The organism is Microbacterium salitolerans (assembly GCF_019720895.1).
Classification (GTDB): domain Bacteria; phylum Actinomycetota; class Actinomycetes; order Actinomycetales; family Microbacteriaceae; genus Microbacterium.
In genome coordinates, this window is record NZ_JAHKSH010000004.1 from 20,727 (window position 1) to 41,102 (window position 20,376).

At 70.3% G+C, this 20,376-nt stretch carries 20 protein-coding genes; 5 read left to right on the plus strand and 15 right to left on the minus strand.

Translation table 11 applies throughout. From position 1 onward, the window contains the following. From KOL93_RS09650 to KOL93_RS09660, 3 genes are all read right to left on the minus strand, one after another. Positions 1–1,143 carry a class I SAM-dependent methyltransferase gene (locus KOL93_RS09650; RefSeq protein WP_221585161.1) on the minus strand — a complete coding sequence of 381 codons (1,143 nt, stop codon included), beginning with the start codon at positions 1,141–1,143 and terminating at the stop codon, positions 1–3. Further along, entirely contained in the window at positions 1,140–4,727 is a 3,588-nt protein-coding gene (smc, locus tag KOL93_RS09655; protein ID WP_221585162.1) for a chromosome segregation protein SMC, read from the minus strand. The genes KOL93_RS09650 and smc overlap by 4 nt, the downstream gene beginning before the upstream one ends. Before the next feature lie 628 nt (positions 4,728–5,355). Then, positions 5,356–5,544 carry a hypothetical protein gene (locus KOL93_RS09660; RefSeq protein ID WP_221585163.1) on the minus strand — a complete coding sequence of 63 codons (189 nt, stop codon included), beginning with the start codon at positions 5,542–5,544 and terminating at the stop codon, positions 5,356–5,358. A 104-nt stretch (positions 5,545–5,648) separates the two neighbouring features. Between KOL93_RS09660 and KOL93_RS09665 the strand changes: the two genes are divergently transcribed. The 3 genes from KOL93_RS09665 to cofD all read left to right on the plus strand — a co-directional run bounded on the left by KOL93_RS09665 (position 5,649) and on the right by cofD (position 8,946). Then, entirely contained in the window at positions 5,649–6,734 is a 1,086-nt protein-coding gene (locus tag KOL93_RS09665) for a GNAT family N-acetyltransferase (protein WP_221585164.1), read from the plus strand. Next, positions 6,731–7,819, plus strand: a complete 1,089-nt coding sequence (locus tag KOL93_RS09670) for a GNAT family N-acetyltransferase (protein ID WP_221585165.1) — start codon at positions 6,731–6,733, stop codon at positions 7,817–7,819. The genes KOL93_RS09665 and KOL93_RS09670 overlap by 4 nt, the downstream gene beginning before the upstream one ends. A 161-nt stretch (positions 7,820–7,980) precedes the next feature. Next, positions 7,981–8,946: a 2-phospho-L-lactate transferase gene (gene cofD, locus KOL93_RS09675; RefSeq protein ID WP_221585166.1), complete on the plus strand. Its 966-nt coding sequence runs from the start codon at positions 7,981–7,983 to the stop codon at positions 8,944–8,946. Between the two features lie 20 nt (positions 8,947–8,966). Here the strand turns inward: cofD and KOL93_RS09680 are convergent, their stop codons facing one another. The 8 genes from KOL93_RS09680 to KOL93_RS09715 all read right to left on the minus strand — a co-directional run bounded on the left by KOL93_RS09680 (position 8,967) and on the right by KOL93_RS09715 (position 15,374). Further along, positions 8,967–9,356, minus strand: a complete 390-nt coding sequence (locus KOL93_RS09680; protein ID WP_221585167.1) for a YccF domain-containing protein — start codon at positions 9,354–9,356, stop codon at positions 8,967–8,969. Between the two features lie 78 nt (positions 9,357–9,434). Next, positions 9,435–10,079 carry a SatD family protein gene (locus KOL93_RS09685; protein WP_221585168.1) on the minus strand — a complete coding sequence of 215 codons (645 nt, stop codon included), beginning with the start codon at positions 10,077–10,079 and terminating at the stop codon, positions 9,435–9,437. 105 nt (positions 10,080–10,184) lie between these two features. After that, a complete protein-coding gene (gene mutM, locus KOL93_RS09690; RefSeq protein WP_221585169.1) occupies positions 10,185–11,120 on the minus strand; it encodes a bifunctional DNA-formamidopyrimidine glycosylase/DNA-(apurinic or apyrimidinic site) lyase in 936 nt (311 codons plus the stop codon). Continuing rightward, positions 11,113–11,805, minus strand: coding sequence for a ribonuclease III (rnc, locus tag KOL93_RS09695; protein WP_260406405.1), 693 nt, complete (start codon positions 11,803–11,805; stop codon positions 11,113–11,115). The genes mutM and rnc overlap by 8 nt, the downstream gene beginning before the upstream one ends. A 19-nt stretch (positions 11,806–11,824) precedes the next feature. Next, on the minus strand, positions 11,825–12,034 hold the full coding sequence (gene rpmF / locus KOL93_RS09700; RefSeq protein WP_221585171.1) for a 50S ribosomal protein L32: 210 nt from the start codon (positions 12,032–12,034) through the stop codon (positions 11,825–11,827). Between the two features lie 2 nt (positions 12,035–12,036). After that, a complete protein-coding gene (locus tag KOL93_RS09705) occupies positions 12,037–12,525 on the minus strand; it encodes a YceD family protein (RefSeq protein WP_221585591.1) in 489 nt (162 codons plus the stop codon). Between the two features lie 113 nt (positions 12,526–12,638). Further along, positions 12,639–13,139, minus strand: a complete 501-nt coding sequence (coaD, locus tag KOL93_RS09710) for a pantetheine-phosphate adenylyltransferase (protein WP_221585172.1) — start codon at positions 13,137–13,139, stop codon at positions 12,639–12,641. Between the two features lie 54 nt (positions 13,140–13,193). Further along, complete coding sequence (locus KOL93_RS09715) at positions 13,194–15,374, minus strand: ATP-dependent DNA helicase RecG (protein WP_221585173.1); 2,181 nt, start codon at positions 15,372–15,374, stop codon at positions 13,194–13,196. Positions 15,375–15,436: 62 nt separating this feature from the next. Between KOL93_RS09715 and rsmD the strand changes: the two genes are divergently transcribed. Beyond that, complete coding sequence (rsmD, locus tag KOL93_RS09720; protein ID WP_221585174.1) at positions 15,437–16,003, plus strand: 16S rRNA (guanine(966)-N(2))-methyltransferase RsmD; 567 nt, start codon at positions 15,437–15,439, stop codon at positions 16,001–16,003. On the opposite strand, the gene thiL is transcribed toward rsmD, so the two are convergent. Then, complete coding sequence (gene thiL, locus KOL93_RS09725) at positions 15,991–16,974, minus strand: thiamine-phosphate kinase (RefSeq protein ID WP_221585175.1); 984 nt, start codon at positions 16,972–16,974, stop codon at positions 15,991–15,993. The two genes, rsmD and thiL, sit on opposite strands and share 13 nt — an antisense overlap. A 31-nt stretch (positions 16,975–17,005) precedes the next feature. On the opposite strand from thiL, the gene KOL93_RS09730 reads away from it, so the two are divergent. Then, positions 17,006–17,494 carry a DUF3515 family protein gene (locus tag KOL93_RS09730; protein ID WP_221585176.1) on the plus strand — a complete coding sequence of 163 codons (489 nt, stop codon included), beginning with the start codon at positions 17,006–17,008 and terminating at the stop codon, positions 17,492–17,494. Positions 17,495–17,534: 40 nt separating this feature from the next. Here the strand turns inward: KOL93_RS09730 and KOL93_RS09735 are convergent, their stop codons facing one another. The 3 genes from KOL93_RS09735 to KOL93_RS09745 are packed head-to-tail and all read right to left on the minus strand — an operon-like array spanning position 17,535 to position 20,345. Further along, a complete protein-coding gene (locus tag KOL93_RS09735; protein ID WP_221585177.1) occupies positions 17,535–18,623 on the minus strand; it encodes a D-alanine--D-alanine ligase family protein in 1,089 nt (362 codons plus the stop codon). Beyond that, positions 18,529–19,677: an NAD(P)H-dependent glycerol-3-phosphate dehydrogenase gene (locus tag KOL93_RS09740; protein ID WP_221585178.1), complete on the minus strand. Its 1,149-nt coding sequence runs from the start codon at positions 19,675–19,677 to the stop codon at positions 18,529–18,531. The genes KOL93_RS09735 and KOL93_RS09740 overlap by 95 nt, the downstream gene beginning before the upstream one ends. After that, positions 19,632–20,345: a lysophospholipid acyltransferase family protein gene (locus tag KOL93_RS09745; RefSeq protein ID WP_221585592.1), complete on the minus strand. Its 714-nt coding sequence runs from the start codon at positions 20,343–20,345 to the stop codon at positions 19,632–19,634. The genes KOL93_RS09740 and KOL93_RS09745 overlap by 46 nt, the downstream gene beginning before the upstream one ends. Positions 20,346–20,376 lie beyond the last annotated feature (31 nt).

Genomic DNA, 20,376 nt, shown 5'->3' on the forward strand with positions numbered 1-20,376 from the left:
TCACGAACGCCGAGAGGCCGTCACCGTGAACGTGCGATTGCGGCCGATCTGGCGCGTCTCCCCCACGATCCGCTGGAGCTGCGAGCGGTAGCGCAGGTGGCTGTTCCACACCGTCCAGAGCTCGCCGCCGGGGCGCAGAACGCGCGCAGCGTGCGCGAACAGCCGCGGCGCGATCGCATCGGTCACAGCGGAACCGGAGTGAAACGGCGGGTTGAGCAGCACGAGGTCGGCGGACGCATCGGGCTGCGACGCGAGGCCGTCGTCGCGCACGACCTCGACGCGGTCGGCGACGCCATTGGCCCGCATCGTCGCGCGCGCCGAGGCGACCGCGGCGCTCGACCGATCGGTCGCGATGAGGTGCGCGCTCGGGCGCGCCGCGGCGTATGCGGCGGCGATCGCGCCCGTTCCGCAGCCGAGATCGATCGCAGATGCGGCATGCGGCATATCCGGCAGGAAGCCGAGCAGGAAGCGGGTGCCGATGTCGAGCGATGCTCCCGCGAACGCCCCTCCGTGCGCGCAGAGGGTGATGCCGACGTCCTCGTGGCGCTCCGCGCGCGGCCACCGATCGGTCGCCCCGCGCACGGGCGCTGTCGCGTGGAGCACCCGCGACTTCGAGACGCCGCGGCTCGCGCGGAGGGTGCCGAAGTGCGCCGCCAGCACGTCGCTCATCGAGTGCGTCATGTGCTTGACGCGACCGCCGGCGACGACGCGCGCCGACGGCTCCGCGTGATCCGCGATCGCCCCGGCGATCTCGTCGAGCGCATCGAGACCACGCGGGAGCTGCAGCAGGACGAGCTCCGCGCCGGCCGTGAGCGACGCGTCGAGGTCGTGCCAGGTGATCCGCTCGGTCACGTCGACGCCGAGCCGCTCGGCGTTCGCCGCCACGGCGCGCTCCCCGGTCAGAGCATCCTGGTGCATCCGAACCCGGACCCCGGGATCCGCCCGCAGCACCGACAGCGCGAGGGCCCCGTATCGATCGCCGATGACGACGACGTCTCGCGGGAGCTCTCCGGCCTCGGCCAGGATCAGCCGATCGCTCGCGTCGGCCGCCACGAGATCGTGCGCCTCGACGTCCGGCCACCGACGGAGCCGGGGCGCGATCGCATCGTACGCCTCGGACGGCGCGAGGGCGGGATCGCTCATGCGGTCGCAGCTTCGCTGATCCGCTGGCCGACGACGGCCGAGACGCCGTCCTGGCGCATCGAGACGCCGTAGAGCGCGTCGGCGACCTCCATCGTGCGCTTCTGGTGCGTGATGATCAGCAGCTGGCTGTTCTCGCGCAGCTTCTCGAACACCCCCAGCAGACGTCCGAGGTTCGCATCATCGAGCGCCGCCTCGACCTCGTCGAGGATGTAGAACGGGCTCGGACGCGCCTTGAAGATCGCGGTCAGCAGCGCGACCGCCGCAAGGGAGCGCTCGCCGCCCGACAGCAGCGAGAGCCGCTCGATCTTCTTGCCCGCCGGCCTGACCGCGACGTCGATGCCCGTCGTCAGCATGTCGTCGGGGTTCGTGAGCGAGATGGAGCCCGCTCCGCCCGGGAACAGGATCGGGAACATCTCCCCGAAGGCGACCCTCGTGTCCTCGAACGCCTCGGCGAAGATCGTCTCCATGCGCTCGTCGAGGTCGCCGATGATGGTCTGCAGGTCCTTGCGCGTCTGCACGAGGTCGTCGAGCTGCTCCGTGAGGAACCTGTGCCGCTGCTCGAGCGATTCGAACTCCTCCAGCGCGAGCGGATTGACGCGGCCGAGCTGCGACAGCTTGCGTTCGGCGGCACGCAGGCGCTTCTCCTGCTGGGCGCGATCGTAGGCGACAGCAGGCTGCTCCGCACCAGCGGCGGTCGGGTCCTCCTGCGGATCCGCCTCCTCGTCGGGGGTCGCGGATCCCTCGGCCATCACCTGCTCCACGAGCACTTCGTCGAGAGGAACCGGCTGGTCGGGGCCGTACTCGTCGACGAGGATCGTCTCGCCCATGCCGAGTTCGGATTGCACGCGCTCGGTGAGGCTCGCGAGGTGCAGCTTCTTCTCGTGGATCTGCAGCTCGAGCCCGTGCACGCTCTCCGTCAGCCCGGCGAGCCGCTCGCGGATCCGGCTGTCCTGCTCGCGGAGCTGCCGCAGCTCTCCCGACACGGCGCTGCGTGCGCGCTCGGCCTCGCTCAGCGCCATGCGCGCCTCGGAGACGGACCGGTCGATCGAGTCGAGCACCGGGGGGATCTCGCCGGAGACTCCCTGCGCGATCTCCCTCTGCCGGCGTCGCAGCACCGCGCGGCGAGCCGCCTGCTGCGCGGCCTCCTGCTCGCGTGCGCGCTGGCGCTCGAGACCCGCCGCGTGCGACTCGGCGGCCCTCACGCGCTCGCGCGTCGTCTCGACTTCGAGCCTGGCGGACATCTCGGCCTCGCGGGCCTTCTCGAGGTCGTCGAGGAGGCCATCCCGCGCCGAGGCATCGAGGATCGGGCGCGGCTCCTCGAGCGCCCGCGTGAGGTCGGTGTCCGCGCGCACGGCGCGCTGCTCGGAGTCGGCGACGGCCGCCTTCGCCTTCTCGAGGTCTGCCGTGAGGCGTTCGCACTCGGCGATGGCCGCCTCGTGCCGCACGGTGACGCGGTTGACGTGCTCGGCCTGCTGCGCCAGCTGCGCGTCGTGCGCGCGGAGCGCCTGCAGCGCGTCCTTCTGCACACGCCGCATCGTCTGCACGCGCTCCGTCGCGTCCTCGCGTTCCGTGCCGAGCCGCTCCACGCCCGCGCGCACCTCCGCGAGCCGATCGATCGCCTGGTCGCGCTCGGCCTGCAGGGCCAGACGCGACTGGCCGCCGCCGGAGCCCGCGCGGATCGTCCGGGCCGTCACGATCTCGCCGGTGCGGGTGACGACCGTCGCGCGCTCGAGGTCGGTCCCGCTCAGGGAGCCGGCCGCCTGCCGCGCCGCGTCGAGGTCCTCGGCGATGAGCACGGAGCGCAGGATCCCGCGGATCCCCGGCGGCGCCGTCACGACGTCCACCGCGCGCTCGAGCCCGCCTCCGACCGCGGGGATCGGGACGCCCTCCGGCGCGTCGGCGATCACGACATCGACGGTGCCCGCGTCCCCGGTCGACGAGGCGATCCGGAACGCGGCGTCGCGGTCATCGGCGAGCACCCCTTCGGCGAGCGGCCCGAGAACGGACTCGATCGCCTGCTCGAAGCCCGGGCGCACGTGAACCGCCTCGCTCACGAGACCGGCGATGCCCTCCTCGCCGCGCGCGATGATCTCGCCCGCGGCGTTCTTGACGTCGAGCGCCGAGGTGAGGGCGGCCGATTTCGCCGCGAGGGCGTCGGCTTCGCGCTCGGCGTCGCGGTGACGACCGCGGATCTCCTCGAGCATCTTCTCGGCCGTCGAGACGTCCCGCTGCGCCGCCTCGTACGCCTCCTGGTGCTGCGCCGCCGTGCTCTCGGACGCCTCGGCGGTCTCGAGCCTCTCGAAGGCGGCCGCCGCCTCGAGCCGTCTTTCGTCTGCCGCATCGAGAGCGGCCTGCTGTCGGACGACGCCGCCGCGCACGGCTTCGAGGGTCTGCTGCGCCGCCTCGGCTGCGCCGCGCAGCGTGTTGATCCTCATGTCGTACGCGGACACGAGAGCGCTCTGCTCCGCGATGTCGGCGTCCAGGGCATCGAGCTCTGCGCGCGCCTGCACGACCTCGCGCGACGCCGCCTGCACGGCGTCCTCCGCGTCACCGATGCTGTCGGACAGCCGCGTGACGTCCTCGCGCGCCGCATCGATCGCCTGCTGCGACACCGTGACGTGCGCCTGCTGATCCTCCTCGTCCTGACCGAGCAGCGAGAGGCGCTGATTCGCGAGCGTGAACAGCCCCCTCAGACGCTCCTGCACCTGTTCGAGGCCGAAGAGCACGCGTTGGGCCTCGTCCACGGCCTTCGCGGTCTGCTCCCGCTCGAGCTGCGAGATCCGCAGCTGAACCCCCTGCTTCTGCTCCTCGAGCGCGACGCGCTCCGTATGCCGTTCCTGCTCACCGCGCGCGTGCTCGGCGAGCGCCTCCCGCAGCTGCATGACGTCGTCGGCGTACAGGCGCGCCTTCGCGTCGCGCACCACGGCGGCGATCGTCTGCGCCTGGCGCGCGATCTCGGCCTGCCGACCGAGGGGCTTCAGCTGTCGCCGGATCTCACCCGCGAGATCGCTGAGACGCGTGAGATTCTGCTCCATCGCGTCGAGCTTGCGGACCGTCTTCTCCTTGCGGCGACGATGCTTGAGGATCCCTGCGGCCTCCTCGATGAAGCCGCGTCGCTCCTCGGGGGTCGCACGCAGGACCGTGTCGAGTCGCCCCTGACCGACGATGACGTGCATCTCGCGCCCGAGGCCCGAATCGCTGAGGAGCTCCTGCACATCGAGCAGACGGCACGTCTCGCCGTTGATCGCGTACTCGCTCTGCCCGCTGCGGAACAGCGTGCGGCGAATCGACACCTCGCTGTACTCGATCGGCAGCGCACCGTCGGCGTTGTCGATCGTGAGCTGCACCTCAGCGCGGCCGAGAGGGCCGCGCGTCGACGTGCCGGCGAAGATGACGTCCTCCATCTTCCCGCCGCGAAGACTCTTGACGCCCTGCTCGCCCATGACCCACGCGAGCGCGTCGACCACGTTCGACTTGCCGGACCCGTTCGGTCCGACGATCGCCGTGACGCCGGGCTCGAGGACGAACGTCGTCGGCTTCGCGAACGACTTGAAGCCCTTGAGGGTGAGGCTCTTGAGATGCATGCGGGTGCCTCCCCTCCCCTGTCTGCGGCTGCCGAAATGCTTCGTCACACCCTATTCGGCGCCTGCCGCGCACCCCCTGAACGACGCGGGACACGCCGAGTTCCTGAGCGTTTCCTTGACGACATGCCCGAAGTGTGCGTAACGTCAGCGGAGCACACCGTACGTTCCGGGCCCATCGCCCGCAGAGGTCCGAGAGGAGGAAGTCACATGATGGTCATCGAGAAGAATCCATGGACTTCCGTCCCCGCCCTGCGAGATCTGCGACGCCGCGGCACGTCTGTGTTCGGGCCGGTCTTCGCTCGTTAGAGCGTCGCCAGCTCGTCGCGCCCGAACGACACTGTCGGCGGCGCAGTCTCGCCTGACTCGGCTACATCGAGTCCAGCCCTCCGGCGACATCGCCGCGCGCCTCATCTGACGGCACGCGTCGTCGCCTCCCTCCGGAACCGCCTCCGCAGCACGCTGCCGGACGCTTCCGGGGTCCCTTCCGTGCGCCCTCCCCTTCGGAGCGGCGACGTCTGATGCAGTTCATCCCCTTCTTCTTCACAGGAGCTCACTCGTGAATCTCACGCTTCCCACCCGTCCGCCCTCTGCTCAGCGGCCTGACGCGCAGTCGTCGCCGGTCGCCGCGTCAGTCCTGCAGGATCGTGCGCCGCGCACGGCCCTGTTCGACCGCCTCGCGATGCGGGTCGGCCTGGCACTGCTCATCTGGGGCACGCGCCCCACGCGACAGGCCGCGCCCCGTGTCGATGGATTCCGCGCGGATCCCCGTGCCGCGGCGCATGCCCGGCGTGCCGCCGAGGAATCCCTCGCCCGCCATGGCCTCCTTCACGGAGTACCGGCCCACCCGTTCTGCCGATGAGCGCCGACACCGCGCAGGGGCGGGCGATCACCGCTCGCCCCTGCGCCTCCCCGAAAGAGAACATGACCCTCAGGATCGAACCGCTGCACGTTCCCGCCTCCGTCGATGCGCCCGACGCCGGGGACTGGCTCGCCTACGTCGACATCGTGCACGAGGTGCTCGAGTTCGACTCGGGAACCGACTGGTTCAGCACGCCGGCCGACGAATGGCTCGTCGGCATGCACAACACGAGATACGTCGCGCGTGAGGCGTTCGTCGCGCGCGACGGCACGCGGATCGTCGGCATCGGGAAGCTCGAGTACGAGCGCGAGGCCGGATCCGACAGCAACATCGACATCGCGATCCGCGTCGATGCCCGCGGCACGGGCGTCGACGATGCCCTCCTCGCCCACCTCGAGCGGATCGCGCAGGAGCGAGGCCGCCGCCGGTCGAGCACCTTCGCCTTCGTGCGCCCCGAGGAGATGGCGACCGCCGAAGCCGCGCTTCTGCGACCGACGTCCGGATTCGGCGCCGTCCCGCGAGACGCGTATATGACGGACTTCTTCCTCCGTCACGGCTATGCGCTCGGACAGGTCGAGCGCGTCAGCGCGTTCGACCTGCAGGGCTCGTACGAGCAGACCGAGCGCATGCTCGATGCCGCGCTCGCGAAGGCCGGACCCGACTACGAGCCGGTCTGGTGGCAGACGCCGACGCCCGACGAGTACGCCGACGGGTACGCCGCCGCGATCACGCGCATGAACACCGACGTCCCGAGCGGTGACCTCACCTGGGATGAGGAGCCGTGGGACGGCGACCGCGTGCGCTACCGCGAGGGCATCAAGCAGCAGGCGGGACAGATCATGGCCGTCACGGGCGTGATCCATCGCCCGACGGGCGAGTTCGTCGCGTTCAGCGAGCTCGTCATCGGACGCGACCGCTCCCGCGTGACCGAGACCTACGGGACTCTCGTGCTGCAGGAGCACCGCGGTCACCGCCTCGGCACGATCGTGAAGTGCCTCGGCCTCCTGCGCTGGCACGAGCTCGTTCCCGACTCTCCTGTCGTGCAGACGTTCAATGCGGAGGAGAACCGCTTCATGCTCGACGTCAACGAGGCAGTCGGCTTCCGCCCCGTGTGCTGGTCGGGAGAATGGCAGAAGGAGCTGACATGAGCATCGAGTACGTCTCGATCCGCATCCCGGAGACGCTCGAGGCCGCCGATGCCGGGCCGTTCCGCGAGATGGTGCGGATCCTCAACGCCTCCTGTCGCCGCACGACGGGGACCGACCTGTTCGACGAGGATCCGGTCGACCTGCTCGCGCGCTTCCGCAACACGAGGTACTGGACGATCGCGTGCATCGCAGCGCGTGCCGGGGACGAGATCCTCGGCGTCGCGACCGTCGCCTACGAGAAGCAGACCGAACGGACGGCCGAGCTCGATGTCGCGCTCGCGAGCGCGGACGTCGACGAGCGCATCGCGGACGCGCTGCTCGCGCAGGTCGAGACGATCGCACGCGTCGGCGGGCGGACGGCCGCCCAGCTCTGGACCGTGCATCCGACCTCGACCGACGGCGCCCTGCTCGCCTCTCCGACGGGCGCGGGGTCCGTGCCGCGCGATGATGTCCAGACGCAGCGCTTCCTGCGTCGCGGCTATGCGCTCGGCCAGGTCGAGCGCGCGAGTGTGCTCGACCTGGGCGGTCCGCTCGCGGGCGTGCACACCCTGTACGATGACGCACGCGCCGCCGCCGGAACGGAGTACCGCGTGGTGAGCTGGGCTGGAGAGACGCCACCGGAGCACGCCGCGGGCTACGCCGCCGGCATCACGCGCATGACGACCGACGTCCCGTTGGGCGACCTCTCCGAGGATGTCTCGGTGTGGGACGCGGAGCGGGTCTTCGATCGCGATCGGCGTCACGCGGCGCATGGCACGCTCATCGGCGTCACCATCGCTGTGCATGAGCCGACGCAGGAGGTCGCGGCGTTCACGGAGTTCTTCATCGGCACGGATCGCACGAGCACCACGCACCAGTGGGGCACGCTCGTCCTGCCGGAGCATCGCGGCCGGCGTCTCGGATCCCTCGTGAAGTGCGCGAATCTCCTCAACTGGCGCGAGATCGTCCCCGACTCGCCCCGTATCGTCACGTTCAATGCGGAGGAGAACCGCCACATGCTCGATGTGAACGAGCGCGTCGGGTTCGTGCCGGCCGGCTCCGTCGGCGCATGGGAGAAGGCACTTGACGCGACGCCCCTCGCGTAGCGCATACGGCCCTTCCCGCGCAGATCAAGGGTCACAGGCGTTACGCGAACGGACCCGGCGACTCCGGGCGCGCTTCAGGTAACGCGCAAGACCCTTCCCCGCGGATCAAGGGTCGGAAGGGTCACGCGAGCGGCGGCGCCGCGCGCCGATACGCTGAACGGATGCGCATCGTGGTGATCGGGGGCGGCGTCGGCTGCGCCCGCTTCGTACTGGGACTTCGCGAGCACGTCGCTCGCACGGGCGGACGCGACTCGATCGAGGTGATCGTCAACACGGGCGACGACTGGTGGGTGTCGGGCCTGCGCATCTCGCCCGATCACGACAGCCTGCTCTACGCTCTCGCCGGTGTGAACGACATCGAGCGCGGCTGGGGTCGCGCGGGCGAGAGCGAGCGCGTCTCGGCCGAGCTCGCCACGTGGGGCACGGCACCCGACTGGTTCACCCTCGGAGACCTCGACCTGGGCACCCACATCGCGCGCACCGCGTGGCTGCGTGGCGGCGCGACCGTGAGCGACGTCTACGCGCGACTCGGCTCCCGCTGGAACCTCGGTGCGACCCTGCACCCCGCAACCGACGACGAGGTCGACACGCACGTCGAGACGCCCGAGGGATGGATCCACTTCCAGGAGTGGTGGGTGCGGCACCGCTCGCAGCTTCCCGCACGGAGGTTCTCGCAGAACGACATCGATCAGGCGCGCCCGTCGGACGGCGCGCGCGAGGCGCTCGAGAACGCCGATCTGATCGTCCTCGCCCCGTCGAACCCCGTCGTCTCGATCGGCCCCGTGCTCGCTGTTCCCGGCATGCGCGAGCTGGTCCGCGGATCCGCCGCTCCGGTCGTCGGCGTCTCGGGGATCATCGACGGATCCGTCGTGCGCGGCATGGCCGACGCCTGCCTCACGGCGATCGGCGTCGAGACATCGGCCCGCGCCGTCGCCGAGCACTATGGCGCGCGCGACGCGGGCGGCCTCCTCGACGGCTGGCTGGTGGACGAGAGCGATGCGCGATCCGTGGGTCCGCTCGCCTCGCAGGGGATCCGTGCGCACGCGGTCCCGCTGTGGATGCGGGATCCGGATTCATCGGCGCAGGTCGCACGCGACGCCCTCGACCTCGCGCGCTCGCTGGGCTGACGGGCCCCGCCCGTCCGGCCTCAGACGGGCTGAAGGGTGCGGGAGTCGACGATCTCCTTACCGAGGGGCATGAGCGACACCGGCACGAGCTTGACGCTCGCGATGCCGAGTGGGATCCCCACGATCGTGATCATCATGGCGACGCCGGTGATGATGTGCCCGATCGCGAGCCACCATCCGGCGAGGATCACCCACACGACATTGCCGAGGAACGACGCGACTCCTGCCCTGGGCTTGTCGACGATCGTGCGACCGAACGGCCACAGCGCGTACACGCCGATGCGGAACGAGGCGATGCCCCACGGGATGGTGACGATGAGGACGCACAGCACCACGCCCGCAAGCAGATACCCGAGGAACATCCAGAAGCCCGAGAGGACGAGCCAGATGATGTTGAGGAGTGTGCGCATGGCTCCATTCTGGCCTGCGCTCCGAGGAAAGCGCTGTGCGGCACCGATCCTCCGCGGGGCGACGCCGTTGCGCGCGCGTCAGCTGGGCTGATCGCCCGCGAGCCCCGCCATGCCCTCGCGGAGGGCGCGGATGATCGGCTTGTTGATGAGCTGCGAGACCGCGGCCTGCGAGATCCCCTCGCGCTCGGCGACATCTTTCTGGTATTCGCCGTGCCAGATCGCGAAGGTCACGTTGCGAGCACGGTCGCTCATCCCCGAGACGACCTCGTCGCGCAGCCGCAGGTACGCGTTCACGACTCCCGCGGTCTGTTCCGCGTCGCGCCCCGCCGTCTCGTGCGGGGCGAACCACGTGCGGGCGTCCCCGGGGCGGCCGACCTCCTCGGCGCGCTCGACGGCCGCACGCGCGGACCACCAGCCGGGCCCGTCCTCGATCTCATCGGCGAGGGACGATTCGACCGGATGCACCTCGCCCATGCCGATGCCGAACCGACAGGCCGACCCCTCCGGCAGCGCGAGCTGAATCGCGAGGGTCGCGACAAGGGCGTCGGCGAGCGAACCATAGACGGCCTGGAACTCGTCGCCGGCCGTCGCCCGCCACCCGCGCTTCGCGCGCGGTCGCACCTTCTCGACGAGCCCTGCCGCGCGCTCGATGTCGCCCTGCACGGCGTCGCGGTCGGCGGCGTCGCGCGAAGCGACGATGTCGGCGATGATCGGCACGTCCATACAGGACAGGGTCGCACCAACTTCCCGTCGATACAAGTTCTAGCGCTTATATCTTGCCATGTATAAGCGTCTGAACTTATAGCCAGTCCCGAAGAACCTCGGAGCTTATCGTTGCTCGCGCTTCGCTCGCGGAGTCTGCCTCCGCTGACACCGCGGACAGAAGTGACTCGACCGGTTCGTGAACGCGTCACGCCGGATCGTCCCGCCGCATCGCAGGCAGGGCTCGCCGCCCCGCCCGTACGCATTCAGCGAATGAGTGAAGTAGCCCGCCTGGCCGTTGACGTTCACGTACTGCGCGTCGAAGCTGGTGCCCCCTTCCGCCAGCGCCTTTCCGAGCACGAGACGCACCTCATCGAGGAGCGTGCGCACGCGGCGCACCGACAGCGCCTGGGCGGGCGTCTCGGGATGCACGCGGGCCGCCCACAGCGCCTCGTCTGCGTAGATGTTGCCGATGCCGCTCACGACGCGCTGATCGAGGAGCACGCGCTTCACGGCCGAGCGCGACGCGTGCAGCGCGCGGACGAACGCCGCATCGTCGAAGGCGGGATCCAGCGGGTCACGCGCGATGTGCGCGGCCTGAGCCGACACCACGGCGCGCGCGTCGCCGAAGCCGCCCGCCGCGCGATCGGGCGTCGGCACGAGACGATCGATCGCCAGCGATCCGAAGGTGCGCTGGTCTGCGAACACGACGACCAGCTCACCGTGCTGCGGATGGTCGATCGCGAGGCGGATCCGCTCGTGGCGCTCGCGCAGTGCGCCCGGCGCCCGCAGCAGCATCTGCCCGCTCATGCCGAGATGCGCGATGATCGCACCGTCCGCGAGGTCGAGAGGGAACCAGAGGAACTTGCCGCGGCGCACCGCGGAGCGGACCTCCCGCCCGACGAGCCGGATCTCGAAGTCTGCCCCCGGCCGCATGCCCGACCGCGCCACGTGACGCGTGAGCGCGCGCTCGTCTCTCACCTCGACGCCCGTGATGCGCGCACCGACGAGCGCCGGGGCGAGGCCGGCGCGCACGACCTCGACCTCGGGCAGCTCAGGCACTGCTGGACGACTGGATCGCGCGCCACAGCGTGAGCGCTGCGGCCATCTCGGCATGCTTCTTGCTCGTGCCCGCACCGGATGCCGAGTGCTCACCGACCCTGACGACGGCCGTGAAGCGGCGACTGTGATCGGGGCCCTCGCTCGTGATCTCGTATGAGGGCGGATCGACGCCGAGGCGCGCCGCGAGCTCCTGGACACTCGTCTTCGGGTCGACCGCCGCGCCGTAGCGCGCCGGGTCGTCGACGAGCGGCATGATGAGCCGCAGCACGAGGGCGTCGGCGTCGGACCGGCCCGCGGAGAGGAAGGCCGCACCGAAGACGGCCTCCATCGCGTCGGCGAGGATCGAGTCCTTGTCCCGACCTCCCGTCTGCTCCTCGCCGCGGCCGAGCTTGACGTGGTCGCCGAGGCCGATCGAGCGCGCGACGTCGGCGAGCGCAAGGGTCGACACGACGCTCGCGCGTCGCTTGGCGAGGTCCCCCTCGTCGACGTCGGGGAACCTCTCGTAGAGCATCGCGGTGACCGCGAGGCCGAGCACGGAGTCCCCGAGGAACTCGAGTCGCTCGTTGTGCGGGGTCCCGCCGTTCTCGTAGGCGTAGGAGCGGTGCGTCAGCGCCAATGCGAGAAGCTCGGCGTCGATCTCGACGCCGAGCTTCTCGGTAAGCGTGGACTGCGCGCTCTCAGGCATGCGCAGTGTCATCGAGCCCTCAGGCGTCGGCGACCTTGCGGCCCTTGTACTCGAGGAACAGCTCGGTGCCCTGCGAGTCGGTGACGACCTTGGCCTGGTGCGGACGGCTGTACGTGACCTTGCCGTTCTCGACCGTCTTGACGAGCGCGGGTGCCTCGGCCTTCCACTGCGAACGACGCGAACGCGTGTTGGAGCGGGAGACCCGGCGCTTCGGGGGGTTACCTGCCATGACTAGCTCTCTTCTCTGCTCTGGACGGCGTCTGACGCCGACTCGGTTTCGGTGAGTTCCTGGAGCGCGGCCCACCGGGGATCGATGGGGTCCTGCGCCACGCCGGAAGAATCTGTCCGCAGGTCGCCCGTGGCGGGATCAAGACCCGGGCATTCCGGCCGACAGACCGGCTGAAACGGAAGCGACAGTACAATCGCATCCCTGACCAGAGTTTCAAGATCCACGTGGTCGTCTTGAAGCTCGAAGTCAGCAGTTTCCCCTCCAGGATACTCGAAAAGCTCCTGGAACTCGACTTCGACGGGCTGGGAGATCGCTCGCAGACATCGACTGCACTCGCCGTCGTACTCCGCATCGGCGGTGCCGCTGATGAGGATGCCCTCATGCACGGACTCCAGCCGCACATCGAGAGCGAGCTGCCCGCCCTTCGCGACGGACACGATCCCCTCGCCCCACTGTTCGGGGACGGAGATCGTGTACGAGTGCTCGCGCATCTCGCCCGGTTGCCGCACGATGTCGCGCACGGGCAGGACGAACGGTCCGGAGAGTCGGTTCTTCACGCCCTCCAGCCTACGGGCCCGCACCCGGAGAGGTGCGAACCGCGCGCTCAGAAGTCGCTGGGCGTGGACTGCGCGAGGTAGCGCGCGACGGCCGGAGGAACGTAAGGCGAGACATCTCCCCCGAGGCCGGCGACCTGGCGGACGAGAGAACTCGAGACGACGGAGTTGGCGGGGTTCGCCAGGAGGAACACCGTCTCGACGCTCGCGAGGTGCGTGTTGACGACGGCCATCGGCGTCTCATACGAGACGTCCTGCTGAGAGCGGATCCCCTTGACGAGGACACCCGCGCCGACCTCCTGCGCGTAGTCGACGAGGAGCCCGACGCTCCAGGACCCCACGACGACCTTGCCCCGGATCCCCGCCTCCTCGATCGACTGCTCGAGGAGCTGAAGGCGCAGCGCGATCGGCAGCATGCCCTCTTTGTCGGGGTTGTGCACGACGAGGACGTGGATCTCGTCGTAGAGAGCGGCTGCACGACGGATGACGTCGAGATGACCGAGCGTGGGCGGGTCGAACGATCCAGGGACGACGGCGATCCGGTTGCTCATGATCTCAGCGTAGCGAGTCGATTCCTCCCTCGGCCGCACGAGCAGCACACCGACTCAGTTCTTCCGGAGGGCGGCGCGCTCCTCCGTTCCGATGCGCGCATCGAGGATCGCCGCGAGTCCGGGGTGCGCCGCGAGCGTGGGATCCTCCGAGAGCACGCGCTCGGCCAGGCCGCGGGCCTTCTCGATGAGCGAAGCGTCCTTGATGACGCGCAGGAGGCGCAGGGAGGAGCGCGAGCCCGACTGCGAACCGCCGAGCACGTCGCCTTCTCCGCGGAGTTCGAGGTCGACTTCGGCGAGCTCGAAGCCGTCGAGGGTGGCGGCGACCGCGTCGACGCGCTCGCGTGCCGGTGTGCCCTCGAGCGCCTCCGTCACCAGCAGGCAGAGTCCGGGCACCCCGCCGCGCCCGACGCGGCCTCGCAGCTGGTGCAGCTGCGAGACGCCGAACCGGTCGGCGTCGAGGATGATCATGGCGGACGCGTTCGGCACGTCGACGCCGACCTCGATCACAGTCGTCGCGACGATCACGTCGATGTCGCCGCCGGCGAAGGCGCGCATGATCGCGTCCTTCTCCTCCCCCGGCATGCGCCCGTGGAGCGCGCGGATCCGCAGCGCCGCGGTGGCGGGGTCGCGCGACAGCGTCTCGGCGACCTGCGTGACCCCGTAACGCGGGCCGCGGCGCTCCTCTTCGGGATCGCCCGGGAGCTCATCGATCTCGACATCGTCCACCACCGCCGTGCCCGCCGCCTGATCGGCATCGATCGCGGCGCACACGACGAAGACCTGGTGCCCTTTCTGCACCTCCTCCGACGCGCGCTGCCAGACGCGCGCGAACCAGCCGGGCTTCTCGGCGATCGGCGCGACGAACGTCTCGATGCCCGCGCGCCCCGCCGGCATCGTGCGGATCGTCGACACGTCGAGATCGCCGAACACCGTCATCGCGACCGTGCGCGGGATCGGCGTCGCCGTGAGCACCACGACGTGCGGGTTGCGCCCCTTCGCGCGCAGAGTCTCGCGCTGCTCGACGCCGAAGCGGTGCTGCTCGTCGACGACGACGAGCCCGAGATCCGCGAACGTCGTCTTGTCGCTGAGGAGCGCGTGCGTGCCGACGACGATGCGCGCCTGCCCCGAGGCGACGCGAAGGGCGGCCCGGCGCCGATCCGCGGCCGGCATCTGGCCTGTCAAGAGCGTGGGCATGAGCTCGGCCTGCAGCGACGGGCCGAGCATCTTCGCGATGGAGCGCAGGTGCTGGCCTGCCAGCACCTCGGTCGGCGCGATGAGCGCGCTCTGCCCGCCGGACTCGGCGACCTGCAGCATCGCCCGCAGCGCGACGAGCGTCTTGCCGGACCCGACCTCGCCCTGAACGAGCCGGTTCATGGGAGCACCTGCCACGAGGTCCTCGGAGATGCGCCCCCCGACCGTCTGCTGATCGGGCGTGAGGTCGTATGGGAGAGAGCTGTCGAAGACCTCGAGCAGACCGCCCCGCTGCGCGGCGCGCGGGGTCGCCGGGAGCTCGTTCACCGCTTGGCGCTGCTGCAGGAGCGCGGTCTGCATGACGAGCGCCTCGTGCACGCGGAGCGTGTGGCGCGCCCGATGCACTTCTGCGTCGGTGCGGGGACGATGCACCTTCTCGAGTGCCTCCCGCGCCGACATGACCTTCAGCTCGGCGCGCATGTCGTCTGTCACCGGATCCGGCACGTCGCCCAGCTGATCGAGGAGCGCGGCGATGATGCTCTGCAGCTTCCACGTCGGCAGCGTCGCCGTCGCGGGATAGAACGGCAGCGGCCGCTCGGCGTACTCCTCGGCGCTCTCGCGCGCGGCCTCTTCGTCGTCGAACAGCTGGTAGTCGGGGTGCGAGAACTGCAGCTGGTCGCGATAGGCCCCCACCTTGCCCGAGAACACCCCGCGCGCGCCCGGCACGAGCTCCTTCTCGCGCCACGCCTGGCCGAAGAAGGTCAGCGACATCTCGCCTACGCCGTCGCCGATCACGACCTCGAGAAGGGTGCCCCGCCGCTGCCGCATCGGGCGGGACTGCGCGCTCTTCACCTCGGCCACGATCGTTGCCGGCTGGCCGATCGGCAGCTCGCGGATCGGCGTGAGATCGCCGCGCTTCGCATAGCGTCGCGGGTAGTGCCCCACGAGATCGCCGACCGTCGTCATCTCGAACGCCCGCGCCAGCGACTTCGCCAGCTTCTCCCCGAGGGCATCGACGAGCGGAGTGTCCAGCGAGAACGTCATGCGTTCGATCATAGTTTCGATGCCCGACATTCCTTCACGTGCGTCTGGATACTGTGGATGACGTGACGAGAATCATCGCGGGACGTGCGGGGGGCGTGCGCCTCGACGTCCCTCCCGCCGGCACCAGGCCGACGAGCGACCGCGTGCGCGAGTCGCTCTTCGGCGCGCTCGAGAGCACCGGCCTGCTCGACGGCACGGTCGTCGTCGACCTCTACGCCGGATCCGGCGCCCTCGGTCTCGAGGCCCTGAGTCGCGGCGCCTCCCATTGCGATCTCGTCGAGAAGGGGCAGAAGGCGGCCCAGATCGTCCGCCGCAACGCCGCCCGAGTCGAGAAGGCGTCCGGCGCGGTCGCCCGCACTCATCAGACGTCGGTGCAGCCCTTCCTCCGGGCGTCGCAGCGCACGTACGACCTCGCGTTCGTCGACCCGCCCTACGATCTCGACGGATCCGTCCTCGCGGATGATCTCCGCGCCCTGGCGCCGCTCTTGGCGCCCGACGCGATCGTCATCGTCGAGCGGGCGACCCGGTCGGGCGAACCCGACTGGCAGTCGGCCGGGCTCGTCGCGCTGCGAGCGAAAGGCTACGGCGACACGACGCTGTGGTGGGGTGAGCCCCCTCAGGACGCCTGACCGTCCCAGTCCCGATACGGATCCCATCCGCCCGCGCCGTCGGAGACGGACCCGTCGACGAGGACCGGCTGCGCGCCGCGCGCCCGCACGCGACCGATCTCGCGGAACCCCGGAGGCAGCTCCGTCTCCGAGAACGTCGCGAGCAGGGCGTGGTCCTCGCCTCCCGACAGCGCGCGATCGGGATCCGCGCCCAGCCTCGCCCTGTCCAGGTCGAGCGTGACATCAGACGCATCGGCGAGGCGGCTCGCATCGAGCGCGAGACCATCGGACACGTCCATCATCGCGGTCGCGCCGCCGAGCGCCGCCACGACGCCCAGACCGATCGGCGGCTGCGGGCGGAGCTGCATGTCGATCGCGCGCAGATCGTCGTCGAGGAGGCGGCTGCGATCGATGGGGAGCGCGTGGCCCTCGCCGTCGCGGAATCGTGAGAACAGCAGATCGAGCCCGCGCGCGGCCACTCCCATCTCGCCGGCGATCGCCACGACATCCCCCATACGAGCACCGGATCGGAGCACGGGCTCCCGCCCCTCGGTATCGCCGAGCGCCGTCACGGCGACCGTCAGCACGGCCGACTGCGTGAGGTCGCCGCCGACGACAGCGCAGCCGGGCGCCAGCGAGTCGCACGCGTCGCGCAAACCGTCTGCCAGCTGCTCGACGAAGGAGATGTCGGTGTCGTTCGGCATCGCGAGTGCGACGAGCAGCGCGGTGGGACGTGCCCCCATCGCCGCGACGTCGGCGAGGTTGACGGCCGCGGACTTCCACCCCAGGTCGTATCCGCTCGTCCACGCGCGGCGGAAGTCGGGTCCGTCGACGAGCGTGTCGGTCGTCGCGATGACCGACCCGGACGTGCGGATCACGGCGGCGTCGTCGCCGGGTCCGACCGTCGCGGCCTGCGCCGTTCCCGTGCGCGCGGCGATGCGCCGCAGGATCTCGCGCTCTGCCAGCTGTCCGACCGTCGTGGGTTCATGCATCCGTCCAGAGTATGGCGAATAGGCTGGAGCGGTGATCCGCCGTCTTCTCGCCCTCTGCGCGCTCGGGGCCGCCGTGGCTCTCGCCGGATGCACGCCGACCGTACATCTCGAACCCGCGGCGCACGCCGAGGATCCCCTCTGCGCCGACGTCAGCGTGCGCGTTCCGGAGGCGCTCGGCGACGTCTCCCGCGTCTGGACCGACGCGCAGGCGACCGCCGCATGGGGCGACCCCAGCGTCGTACTGCTCCGCTGCGGGCTCGAGCCGCCCGCGCCCTCGACACTGCAGTGCGTGACGGTCGGCGGCGTCGACTGGCTCGTCGACGAGACCGACTTCCCGAACCTGCGCATGACGACATACGGCCGCACCCCTGCCGCGCAGGTGTACGTGGACACCGATTCGATCAGCAGCAACGATGTGCTGTCTGCTCTCGCGAACGCCGTCGGCCAGCTGCCGCGTGACAGCCGCTGCCTGGATCCCGACGAGGCGCAGGAGGACTCCGCACCACAGACGGGCACCTGACGCGCGCCGACGCCGACGCGGCGGGCGCGAGGAGGCCGCGCTATCCCGCGCGACCGAGCTCGATGAGCTCGGTGATGAGGTCGGCGTAGCTCAGCCCTGACGCAACCCAGCACTTCGGATACATCGAGATGGGCGTGAAGCCCGGCATCGTGTTGAGCTCGTTGACGATGATGTCTCCGTCTTCCGTGAGGAAGACATCGACGCGCGCGAGCCCCCGCCCTTCGACGGCGTCGAAGGCCCGCGCTCCGAGCGCGCGGATGCGCGCCATCTCGTCGTCGGCGAGATCGGCGGGGCACACGACCTCGGCCCCGTCTCCGCCCAGGTACTTGCCTTCGAAGTCGTAGAACTCACGCGAGGTCAGCACGATCTCGCCCGGCAGCGACGCACGCGTCGGCGCGCCGTCGCGCCCCGCGAGCACGGCGACCTCGATCTCGCGACCGACGACCGCCCGCTCCACGAGCACCTTGTCGTCCTCGTCGAGCGCCGTGCGCATCGCCTGATCGAGCTCGCTCGCGTCATGAGCCTTCGAGACGCCCACGCTCGACCCGGCGCGCGCGGGCTTCACGAACACGGGATACCCGAGACCGTCGACCTCGGCGCGCACGTCGCCGTCATGCGATTCCCAGCGCGTCCGCCGCACGGTGATGCCCGGAGCGACGGGGATCCCGTCGGCCTGGAGCGCGATCTTCATGAAGTGCTTGTCCATGCAGATCGCGGAGTCGATCACCCCTCCGCCCGCGTACGGGACCTCGAGGATGTCGAGGAAGCCCTGGATCGTGCCGTCCTCGCCGTGCAGACCGTGCAGGATCGGCAGCACGGCGTCGATCTCGCCGAGCGAATCGATCGTTCCGTCCGCGCGCGCGACGCGCAGCTCGCGCGACCCGCCGGGCATCGGCCACAGGATCCGCGTGCCGTTGTCGACGACCTCCGGCAGCCTGTCGGCGTCGAGCCGGAAGCGGCCCGGATCGTCCTGCTCGAGCACGAAGACGCCGTCGCGCGTGATCCCGACGGGAATCACGCGATAGCGGTCGCGATCAATCGCGCTGAGCACGCCGCCCGCCGTCGCCGAGGAGATCTCGTGCTCGCTCGAACGCCCGCCGAAGAGGACCGCCACGGTCGCTGGTGCCATACTGCGTCTCCTCCTGCGGAGTGTCGTCGTCGGTGGTGAGATGGGGGGCGATATCGCGAGGCTCCATCGTGCCGTCCAGCACCATCTTCACCTGCTCGACGATGGGCATGTCCACGCCCTTCGCCTTCGCGAGCTGGAGGATCGGGGCGACGGATCCGAGCCCCTCCGCCGTCTGCTCCATGTGCGAGACGACGTCCTGGAGCGTATACCCCTGCCCCAGGAGCCGGCCCGCCGTGTTGTTGCGGCTGAGCGGCGACTGGCACGTAGCGATGAGATCGCCGAGGCCGGCCAGCCCCTGCATCGTCTCGGGCTGCGCGCCGTACGCCACCGCGAAATCGGTCATCTCGACGAGACCACGTGTGATGATCGATGCTTTCGTGTTCTCGCCGTATCCGACGCCGTCGACGATCCCGATCGCGACGGCGATGAGGTTCTTCAGCACGCCGCCGAACTCGGTGCCCGCGACGTCGGTGTTCACGAACGTGCGGAAGTAGCGGTTCGACGCGGTGCGGGCGACGGCAGCCGCGGTCTCAGCGCTCTGCGACGACATGACCGCGGCGGTCGGCTGCTCCTTCGCGATCTCGAGCGCGAGATTCGGCCCGCTCGCGACGGCGATGCGCGCGGGATCGCAGGCGAGCACCTCGGCGATGACCTGGCTCATGCGCAGGCCGCTCTTCTTCTCGACGCCCTTCATGAGGCTCACGATCGGCGCGTCGGTCTGCGCGAGGATCGGTCGCAGCTGCTTGAGAGTGTCGCGCGCAGACTTGCTCGGCACCGACAGGAAGATCTGGTCGGCGCCGTCGAGCGCCGCCGCGATCCGGTGCGTCGCGCGCATCGAGCGCGGCAGGTTGATGCCCGGGAGATACTGCGAGTTGCGCTTCGCCTCGTCGATCTCGTGCGCGAGCTCGGGCCGACGCGCCCACATCGTCACGCGGGATCCGCCGTCGGCGAGGATCTTGCCGAAGGTCGTCCCCCAGCTCCCCGCGCCGAGGACCGTGACGCGGGCCGTCACAGGCGCCCCGTCTCGCTCTGACCGTTCTTCACGGGATCCCATCGATCGGTGGGCGCGGTCTCCCCACGGAGCTCCTCGACGCCCGATGTGATGGCCTGCATCACGCGATCGGTGGCCTCGGTGTAGACGCCCTTCTCGTGTTCGCGCCCCCTCAGATCGGACAGGTCGACGGGGTCGCCCAGAACGACGGTCACGCGACGCCGCGGCGGGAGCAGCCGCAGCCGCCCGTAGCGGGGCATGAACTGCTGCTCGCCCCAGTGCGCCAGCGGAATGAGCGGGATGTCGCCGGCCATCGCGAGTCGCACAGCGCCGGACTTGCCGCGCATCGGCCAGAGATCAGGGTCGCGCGTGAGCGTTCCCTCGGGGTAGACGATGAGACCGCGCGCATGCTCGACGAGACTCGTCGCCTGCTGGAACGACTGAGAGGCACCGTTCTTTCCTCGCCCGCTGCGGGACACCGGCACCATGCCGGTCGCGCGCAGAGCCGCCCCGAGGACCGGAATGCGGAAGAGGCTCTCCTTCGCCATGAAACGCGGAGCACGTCCGATCCGCCACACCGCGGCGGCGACCGTCAGCGGATCGATCTCGCTGTGATGATTCGGAGCGAGGACGAAGGCGCCCTCGCGCGGGAGCTTCTCCGCCCCGCGGATCTCGATCTTCGCGAACCAGCCCACGAGGGGCACGATGATGACCGCGAGCGGCCAGAACATGCTCGGGCGGGTCTTCTCCCGCGAGGCCTTC